Source organism: Cysteiniphilum sp. JM-1 (assembly GCF_008711525.1).
In the GTDB taxonomy this organism is placed as follows: Bacteria; Pseudomonadota; Gammaproteobacteria; order Francisellales; family Francisellaceae; genus Caedibacter.
Map to the genome: position 1 here is coordinate 98905 of NZ_VXKS01000009.1, position 9512 is coordinate 108416.

Sequence of the window (9512 nt, forward strand, 5' to 3'; positions counted from 1 at the left end):
CCTTTTAAGCTAGCAGCGTCCACGCGCTTTTATAAACTCTTTTAACGTTACACCTAATTTTCTTGACCTTACTTGAAAATACCAGAAATGAAACTTAAAAGCATAGGCAGTTAACAAAACGGTTAAAGCAAATGACATTAGTCCACCACGCACAGAATCGGTTACAAACGAATACACCATAAAAACAATTGATAACAACGAGAACAAATAAAACAAGTAACTATATAATTTAAATCTTTTGCTAATTTTGGTAAGTTTCTCCTCATTCAAACCTAAACTTATTAATATATCCTGTGAAAGCTCTTGAGTTTCCTTATCACCAATACTACTTTTTGCCTTTTTCAATCGAAATAGACTAAGGAACGTTTTGTTGATATTAACAAACCAGTGAATCCCTGATGCTTTTTTTAATGATTTAAATGTCGATTTAATCATAAGTTATATCCTTTTTGTAATAAAAATACTTAAAAGTATGTTTGTAAAATGTAACAATCGTTGTCATGATGTACCTGAATAGTGAAGAACAAAAAGCGACCAAGTCGCCATATCATTCTTAATAAGTTTTTTTAGTCAATGCTTTGATTTAGCTGCTGTAATGAATGATACATAACAACATAATATGCTTGCTCATCCGTTATATTAAACTGATCATCAGCTGTCGCATGATTAAGTGTGTTTGCAACTAGTTGCGCTAAAACAACCATGAGTTTTGCAAAAACATTATGCTTAGCAGCTTCTGTCATTTTGCTATAGTAAGCAGTCATCGGGATAGCTGTGTTCTCTGCAGTATTACCCACAAGTACTTGCAAAGCACTATATAATTCGCTCATACCAAACTTCTTTTCAGCTTGGTGAACAACATCTTTTACCTCTTGAGGAAATCCAATTGAGAAAATGGTTTTCCTAAAAATTTTGAAGTGATATTCTTGTGCTAACATAACCTCAATACTTTGATTTATAGCCGTCGCTAGGTTATATAAATTATTGATCGCTGATTTATCTGCAAAAGCACGTAACTCTGAAATCAACATATCTTGGTTAATATCAAATATTTGCTCCCTAGTCATCTCCAATGCCTTGTCATAAGCATCATAAGCATTTTGCGGCAATTCATAAGCCATAACATTGAGCTTGTCATATGCTGCTGTCGCCTGTTCTAGGTTAGCTGTATTTGGCGAAAGCATTAATCCATTTAACATTAAGTAGTCTAGAAAATAATTAAATTTCTGGGCTTTTTTTCTGGTGCCTTCTTCAGCATTTAAAAAACTTATACGTTTTTCCCAAGCATTTTGAAATTCAACGCGTGATTCTTGAATATATTGATTCATTACATCAATTTTAGTAATATTTTGTAACGCCTTTGTTAAAGAATCTCCAGCGGCTATTGTTGAGGTTTTCATCTGAGCTAAAAGCGCATCCTGACTAAAAGAATTATATTGAGGGACAACAGTAGTTGTGACAACAATTGCATCAATTATTGATTTTAAATGCTTACCTTTTTTAGCATCCTCAGTCATCATTTTTAAATGTTTAATACTTTTAACATCACCACCCAAGCTCTTATCATGTACTTTGCTTAATGCTGTACGAAGACCTTCAATAGTCTTCTCCTTCAGAACAGGATCATTTTCAGCTGCAAACAAACCAGTATTTGCTGTAGTTAATAATGCTGCGATTGATAATATACTAATTATTTTTTTTATTTTTTTCATTTTTTTCATTTTCCCTAAGGTTGATAATTGTTTAGCATATGTAGTTACCCAAATTCTGGGATAGATGTATTTTAAATAGTCAATAGAAACAAAATAAGGATAACCTGCGCACCACTTTACGCTAAAAAGCAACATGCTAATTACTTGGAAAACAGCAGATGATATTTATCTAGAAATCGGAATGATAAACTGCACTTTCAAGCCACCTTGCGTACGATTTATCATTTTAAGTTTAATGTTATTTTGTTTTAATATGGTTCGAACAAGTGATAATCCCAAGCCTATGCTTGGCATGCCGTTGTTGTTTTGTCGTGATGAATCTACACGATAAAATGGCTCACAAACCCTATGTAAGATTTCTTCTGGGATACCAGGACCATTATCAGAAAAGCAAAGTACTAACTCTTCTTTGTTAGCACTGATTTCAATAACCACTTTACCAGCATATTTTAAGGCATTATCAATAATATTGCGCACTGCACGCTTGAATGCTCTTCGCTGTACACTTATCAAATATTGCTGATCATTGGCGGCAACGTTTAAAGTCACATCAAAATGATGAAACTGATAATCTGAGCATTCAGACTCGAGCAAATCATATAAATTGAGTCTACACCGAGGCTCTTGATCATGCTGTTGCCGTGTATAAGACAAAATCTGCGTGAGAAGGTGCTCAATCTCATCAAAATAAGTATTAAGCTTTAAATTATCTTTCTTTAGAAGATGCTCATCTGCATAGAGCTTTGCTTTTGTTAATGGTGTTTTTAAATCATGCGAAATAGCACATAACATATGCATTTGTTCACCCACGATGCGCTCTAGCTGAGTCACAATTTCTTTTAGCGCTTTTTCAGCATTGTAGATATTTAATGGCGCAATAGAGGTTACCTTTAAATTGGTCAACCCCAGTCTATTAGCAACTGTTGTTAAACGAAACATAGCATGTGTCATTCGCTGAGTTAAACTAAAATAAACAAAAAGTAGCGTAACCAAAGACAAAAAAAACAATACAGACAGTAATACTAAGTATTTATACGCACTACCGGTGACCGATAAATTTAAACATTTTGCCAATTGTTGATCGCACAAAGAAACCGCATAATTTGGCATCATATTATGATCTAAATACTTATCCAAGTATGTTAACAAATCTGCGTAATGCTCAGTGTTTGATAACTTCTCAAACATCTGCAAATTAATTATTACATTATTATCATATTTAGGGCTGTGTGACCAATTATACGCAAAGCCCTCTTTGTACAATGTATCTAACGACTTATTATCATATAAATTAGGCAATGCGCTTGCCATAATATCTAATGACTTATAGCGTTGACGTTCTAAATACTGTAAATAGGTTTCGACTGAGAGTAGACAACCAACTATGAAAAGCAAGGTGAAACTAACACTAAAAACCCAAGAGTAAATATACCTGATATTTGTTTTACTCACATTCACTACTTAATTCATTGTCGAATATTAGCGTTTTCTTTGCTAAGACAGCAGGCAAAAACAAATAACCAAAACCTGAGATAGTTTTGATGAATTTATTTTTGCGTGCGTCTCCCCCTAGCTTTCTACGTAATCGACTAATTGAAACATCAATCGCTCGGTTATATCCATCAAAGTCTCTATGATAAATGTGACGAATCAAGTCGTCACGTGTTAAAATCTTTCCCTGACTTTTTATCAAAGCCAATAATATCTTATATTCTGACAGTGAGAGATCTTTTACAACTCCCTCTTTGCTAATCAATGTTTTTTCATACAAATCAAGCGCACAATCTTCAAAAATGAAGTAACGAACGCTCTTATCCTTCGTATTTGAAAAGCGTCTTAACATATGCTTGATCTTTGCAAGTAGTAGCTTACGATTAAACGGCTTTGATAAATAATTATCCGCACCAAACTCATATGCCAATACTTCATCAACCAGCTCACTTGATGCTGTTAACATCATAATTGGCATTTGATATAGGTCATAAATCCTTCTGCAAAAATCAATCCCACTTTCTCCAGGCATCATAATATCTAACAAAACCAAATCAGGCTTATCTGATTCTATTAGGATTTCAGCTTCTGTAGCATTGTATGCCACACGAACAAAATATCCCTCTGTTCGTAATATTTGTTCAATATAACTACAAATTTCTTTATCATCATCAACAATTAAAATCAGTTTTGACATAACCAGAGTAACCCAGCACTTAGATTTAACATAGATTCTAGCAAATTCAAACCACAATCATCATAAAAATATTTCAGAAAGTATCAATATGTATCCAAAGCAAACGCCTTTAGTGAAGAGAGCCTAACTCCAGTTAAAAGTATGAACTTTTTAGCGTCTCAATACCACATATTGAGCTATACTCTTGTTCTATCGCTGCAATTTCTGCTTGAATGGTCATGATCTGTGCCATAATCTCTTTCTTTGCATTGAGCTTAGCTGCTAGCATTTGCCGTTGAGCCGTGAGACGAGCTAAAAGCGCATGATTGTTTTCAATATTTTTTTGCATTTTTTGTCCTTTTTATTTTGTTTATCTAAATCTTGCTAACACACATGACTCTTCTTTTATTACTACAGCTTATGTCCCCATTATCCTTATTTACTGGCAACCAATTTCCATAGCTATAAGCATGGCGACCAGGGTCTTTTTTTCCATCTGATGTCCAGCTGTTGCAGTTGTTTTTCTGGCCATCATTCATATGGAACCAGTATTCATTATGATCTACATATGCATGCTTCTCATCGCGTAAATTTTGAATTGTCTCTCCATTCTTAAACCCCCCTGGTAGCACAACAATTGCACCACTATACTCAGAAGTAAAATACTGATTGTCCCTTAAATGTATTTTCTTAGATATAGAAGTATATGATGACTCACTATTAAAGTCTTTTGTTAGTACTATCTGAAAGTCATTTCCACAAACAAGATCGTCGTTATCAATATTAGCACCAATACTTTTTCCATTGTAGCGTTCATTTGATAGTTTAAGAATGCGTTGGTACAATTTAGTGAATTTTAATGTATAATTTTGCTTTATTTCTGCTCCTGTTTCAGGGTGTAAAAAGGTCAATTCCATGAGCGAATCTTCACTATCATTTACGTTCTTCAATGATATAATGCCTTTAGCAGATTTTTTAGGATATATAGTCATATCTTTAAAAATCGAGCTCAGAGAGAAAGCATCATATCCATTAATTTTAACTTCTTTGAGCTGAATATCCTTATTGGATGGGTTATAAATATCAAAATTAAATGTTTTGCTATCGAACTCTTTTTTTGAATCGTTGTTGTAAAGGTTCATTGAGCTGAATTCAACTACATTATCGTTAATATTGATGTCATAATTAGGATTAAGTATTAATTCTAGCTCATAATCATCGGCTTCTAGAATTTTAAATATTCCATCTTTAGTTAGTCCGTTATCGCTAATTTCCAGTTTAAAGTTGGATTTCTCCTGAAATACTTTAGATTTTAACATAATCTCACAGGATTCGTTAGGAGCTAATGCTTTGCTACAATTAAAGGTAACGTTTAAATCTTTTACGACGACATCTTCCTGGAAAAGCTTAAATTTCATAGATGATACATCAAGGTCAAATGCACCTCTATTTGTTATGGTCACTATTGGATCGTTATTTTTATAGACATTCTTAACGCTAAAATTGAAATGTTTATCTGAAGTAACGTTAATATTTAAAACCTCTAATGTCTGATGATTATCAGATATATTGATTTTCATTTCACCTAATTTAGTTGCTTGTGTAGCTTTAACTTCAAGCGTTATTATTTCGTCTACTGCAACCTTAAAATCTTGACCAAAGGCGTACTTTTTGCTACCCACTATAAACTCTAATCCTAAATTATCTTGCATATCTGCATCAACAAAAAGCGATAAGGATAACTCAATTCCTGAAACATTGTGTAGGTTGATTTTATTTACCCCTGGTGCTGAGAAATTTATATTAGAGTTATTAATAGTTATTATGTTGTTATTGAGAGTCCCCGTGATATCCTGATCTTTCGAATTATCGGCTATAAAGGTAAACATATCCGCAACCTCAATTGCACCAGTATCTGAACCTGAAGATTCAGATACTATGTTAAACAAGTCATTAAAATCATACATTATTGTTTGTGTACATAGCATATCGCTACATTTCATATTTACAGGTATATTATGAGAAGCATAAATTTTTTTAAAAGCAGGAAAATACTGCTCATTAATCTGTATCTGTGGGTTATAATACTTATCAATTGTTAATTCACCATCACGTGACAGCTTTGGGGTAAACTTAAGCTCAGCTTTTCCTGAGCGATCAAACTTAACAGTCTTAAAATCTATGCTATATAAATTATCTTCTGATAAATCAATTTGGTACTCCTTAGACTGCCCCTCTAATGCTCCGTCAGCGCTTTCAATCAATGTTTTAAAAGCATATTTAGCATCTGCTGCTCCTTTATCGTCATTACCATCATATTGCAAGTCACCACAGACTATCCAAGCATAATTGCTTTCTTGGTTACTGGAGGTTTGAGAAAACTTTAATTTATTCTTAGAACTATCACTTAAGCTCATACCTGTAAGTTTATAAGAAACTGCTTGAGCACCAATTGATAAAGAGTCAAAAGATGCGGGTCTCTCAACTTCTACTCGTTGACATGCATTAACTTTACCACCTTTTTTTAACATTTTTGGCATATTGCCATTGGCAGAAATATTTATAGTTGGTTTGATTGGAGCTGGCGCAGGTGTCGGCTCAGAATCTGCACCTTTCTTTTTAAATGGGTTTAGTTTTAAATCGCAACCACTCAGTGCGATACTGCCTGATAAGATAGCTGTAAACATTAAAGCAATTTTTGTTGGTTTCATATATTTTCCTTTATTCTATTTTAATAGTGGGGTGATAAATTACTGTACTGACCACTCAAAGTGGTCTGAATTTATTTTAATCAATTATTTTTTTATAATAAGTCTATATAGCGCACAGAATTTAGCTTTATTGTGACATTTTTATCAACGAAGTGGCTTAGGCTATCTTTAAGAACATTAGAGAATAGCTACCACGATCAGAAGCAATGGTTTTTAACAATGATTTTGTATAATTTTTTTGATCTTTTCTGATTGATTAGATGACTATTTTTGCATGCAGTATAGATGTTTTTGTGTGCTGCATTTTTCAAGAACAGGATTCTGGTTCAAAAATGACTTATCACTAGCATTTGTTACACTACCAAGGGTATTGCTATTAGTATGCCATTGCTCACATGAGGCTATAGCTGTGTATCTAGGATCACTTAAAAACCACGCATACTTGTTATCAGCATCTTTTGGCAGTAGAGCATGTAATGCTTTATGAGGTGTAACATCACTTAAAGTTTGATACATAGTATTGATGTTATATAATACTGTGCTCTCATTATTGACAACGGTTACATAACGAGCTTCTTGATCATATGAATGTTTTAAATTTATTTGGCTCAAAATTGCGGTGAAATCACCTTTAAAACCTTTTTCTTTTGCTTCTTTCTGACATATAGCATTCGCGCCATCTTGACCACCTAGATTGCCATCATATAGCCCATCAGTTGCAAAAATAACTCTCTCTTTTACTTTTATCTCAATCGGTAATGTTAACTGAGAAGGAAGCAAACACGTCGTAATCTCCTTAGCAGATAAAACAATACTTGTACTAGTGTTAACTATTCCATCTCTTTTAACTTTTAAAGTAATATCACAACTTAACTTTGCCCCTAGCTCTTCTGTGCAACTGTTATTAACAATCGAAATATTTTTGTTATTTGTAAGCTCTGCTTGAATATTATGAATATCCTGCAGTGTATCATTAAATACTGTGACCTTTACCTTCTCTTCTCCTGCAGGAATTTCTAATTTATCAATTTTCTCACCTTCTTTTTGGAAAGTGATTCCTTCCTTGACAGTATTAAATTGATAAGTTTTTTCAATATTTTTATCTAAGTTTGTGATGAAACTGCCATCTTTGGCTTTTGAAATAATTTTAAAAGTTTTAGTTCCTGGTATTGTCTTTGGTTTTACGATGTCAACGAGCATCAAGCAACTACCTCCTTGAGGTAATCCATCTTCTACATAGTTATCACATGGCAATCCCCCATCTATTGATGTATCTGGCATATGATTGATTTTCGGATAATAAGCATTTGCACTTACTCTTGCCGCTGGATACCAATTAAAATCTCCAGTGTTAGAAACTAGAGTATATACAGGATACTCTCCTTCTGTAGGCAAATAACGACTCTCAATATCCTTTACAGAAATTTGAGCATTTGCAACCGTCACGGACAACTCAACAGTCTCTATTTTATTTTTATTTTCAGTTTGATAGTTGATTTTTAAAGGCTTTTTATTGGCAGCTGCTTCTACTGACGCATTAAGCTCAACATCGACTGTCTCACCTGGATTTAAAAGGTTTGGCAATCCAGAAACAGTAATGCCTTTTATAGAGTTCTCGTCAGCAATAGTAAAACCATTTAACTTCTTATTTGTGTGATTTGTTAATCGCAATGTTATTGGATCATCAGATCTTGCAAAAAATACACTATCTTCTGAGAAAGTGACTGGCGCTAAGTTAACATCAATATCAATATTTTTTTGTTTAATATCACTTGCATCAAAATGTATCAAACCACCAGTGTTTACATTATCAAGTAATTGTTCTTTATGACTTGCTAACTTATCAACATCCAAATGTAATACGATTTCTGAAAAGCCATTATCATCAACTATGAATTCATGCTCCGCAATGACAATCTGCTGTTGTTCATTGATCAGTTGCTTATCAAATTCACTGATCGCATCATAAAACCATTGGCTATTTTCACCTTTTGCTATGTCAAGTACAAGATTATCTCCTGGCTCTAAGCTATCATCTAACTTAAATTTAATAACCAGTTTACCATCACAATAAACTGTTGTTTTCTTAACCTCAACACCACTTTCATCGTTGATTTCAGGGACTAAATGTATATGATCAAACTCAGTCTCAATATCCTTAGCGCCATCAACTTTAACATGTAATTTAAAGCTTGCATTAGGTAGATCTGTCTGCCCTTTATAAGCAATATGCGTTATTAATTGCGCGTTATTCCCTTCAGTTAAATCATTACGATTAAAAGATGAAGAAATAAGTTCAATATTATCATTAGATATTACTTCAACCTCATTTAAATGCACAACTGATTCAGCATCAGACTTACTTGCAATAGCTAGCTGAGGCTTACGTGGAAAAGCAATACTTTGCTTAATTACTGCTTGCGATTGACTTTTAATTAATTTTGCAGGCTCAACTTCGGTCCCTATTTGTAGTTGAATTGCTTCAACATCAGGATTATTTTGCGTATTATCGTCACTAGGAGCAGACAAATTACATCCTGCTAAAGTGATAGCACCTGATGCTGCTGCAACACATAGAGCTAAAGACTTAATCTTTTGATTTAAAAAATATTTTTTCATTGAATATATCCTGTTTTTTAGTTGATAGGTTTACACGACGGATAGATTACAGAACAGACATCAATAGATTAAGAACAGATGGTGCACATATTTGTGCCTAAAAATTACATGCATATTGATAGTCATGCAATGACTATCATAAAAAATTACTTAGTCCTACCGGTTGAAATATATTAAAACAATGGTAACTACCCAGCAGCTTGTTAATTGAACTGTGGGATTTTGCCATTAAAGACATCCGCAATGGTATCAATAACCTTCCAACCCTGTTTGCGAGCAGTCGATAATAATGTGCGAATACGC

Annotated in this window: 7 protein-coding genes; all 7 read right to left on the reverse strand. The window is 33.5% G+C overall.

The features are described from left to right. Positions 1–9 precede the first annotated feature (9 nt). The 7 genes from F3D68_RS05800 to F3D68_RS05830 all read right to left on the reverse strand — a co-directional run bounded on the left by F3D68_RS05800 (position 10) and on the right by F3D68_RS05830 (position 9209). Positions 10–435: a hypothetical protein gene (locus F3D68_RS05800; RefSeq protein WP_151193504.1), complete on the reverse strand. Its 426-nt coding sequence runs from the start codon at positions 433–435 to the stop codon at positions 10–12. A 131-nt stretch (positions 436–566) separates the two neighbouring features. Continuing rightward, the gene (locus tag F3D68_RS05805) at positions 567–1847 is read right to left on the reverse strand and encodes a hypothetical protein (protein ID WP_151193505.1); all 1281 of its coding nucleotides are present in this window, start codon (positions 1845–1847) and stop codon (positions 567–569) included. A 30-nt stretch (positions 1848–1877) separates the two neighbouring features. After that, complete coding sequence (locus F3D68_RS05810) at positions 1878–3164, reverse strand: sensor histidine kinase (protein WP_151193506.1); 1287 nt, start codon at positions 3162–3164, stop codon at positions 1878–1880. Next, positions 3157–3900: a response regulator transcription factor gene (locus F3D68_RS05815; protein ID WP_151193507.1), complete on the reverse strand. Its 744-nt coding sequence runs from the start codon at positions 3898–3900 to the stop codon at positions 3157–3159. The genes F3D68_RS05810 and F3D68_RS05815 overlap by 8 nt, the downstream gene beginning before the upstream one ends. A gap of 133 nt (positions 3901–4033) precedes the next feature. Then, the gene (locus tag F3D68_RS05820; protein WP_151193508.1) at positions 4034–4228 is read right to left on the reverse strand and encodes a hypothetical protein; all 195 of its coding nucleotides are present in this window, start codon (positions 4226–4228) and stop codon (positions 4034–4036) included. Positions 4229–4253: 25 nt separating this feature from the next. Then, positions 4254–6590 (reverse strand): hypothetical protein, encoded by a 2337-nt coding sequence (locus tag F3D68_RS05825; RefSeq protein ID WP_151193509.1) that lies wholly within the window; start codon positions 6588–6590, stop codon positions 4254–4256. Positions 6591–6854: 264 nt separating this feature from the next. Further along, a complete protein-coding gene (locus tag F3D68_RS05830; RefSeq protein WP_151193510.1) occupies positions 6855–9209 on the reverse strand; it encodes a hypothetical protein in 2355 nt (784 codons plus the stop codon). Positions 9210–9512: the final 303 nt, after the last annotated feature.

Excerpts from the sequence above, each read along its gene's own strand:
- F3D68_RS05800 (WP_151193504.1), bottom strand. The coding sequence starts at position 435 with ATGATTAAATCGACATTTAAATCATTAAAAAAAGCATCAGGGATTCAC.
- F3D68_RS05805 (WP_151193505.1), bottom strand. The coding sequence starts at position 1,847 with ATGTTGCTTTTTAGCGTAAAGTGGTGCGCAGGTTATCCTTATTTTGTT.
- F3D68_RS05815 (WP_151193507.1), bottom strand. The coding sequence starts at position 3,900 with ATGTCAAAACTGATTTTAATTGTTGATGATGATAAAGAAATTTGTAGT.
- F3D68_RS05820 (WP_151193508.1), bottom strand. The coding sequence starts at position 4,228 with ATGCAAAAAAATATTGAAAACAATCATGCGCTTTTAGCTCGTCTCACG.
- F3D68_RS05825 (WP_151193509.1), bottom strand. The coding sequence starts at position 6,590 with ATGAAACCAACAAAAATTGCTTTAATGTTTACAGCTATCTTATCAGGC.
- F3D68_RS05830 (WP_151193510.1), bottom strand. The coding sequence starts at position 9,209 with ATGAAAAAATATTTTTTAAATCAAAAGATTAAGTCTTTAGCTCTATGT.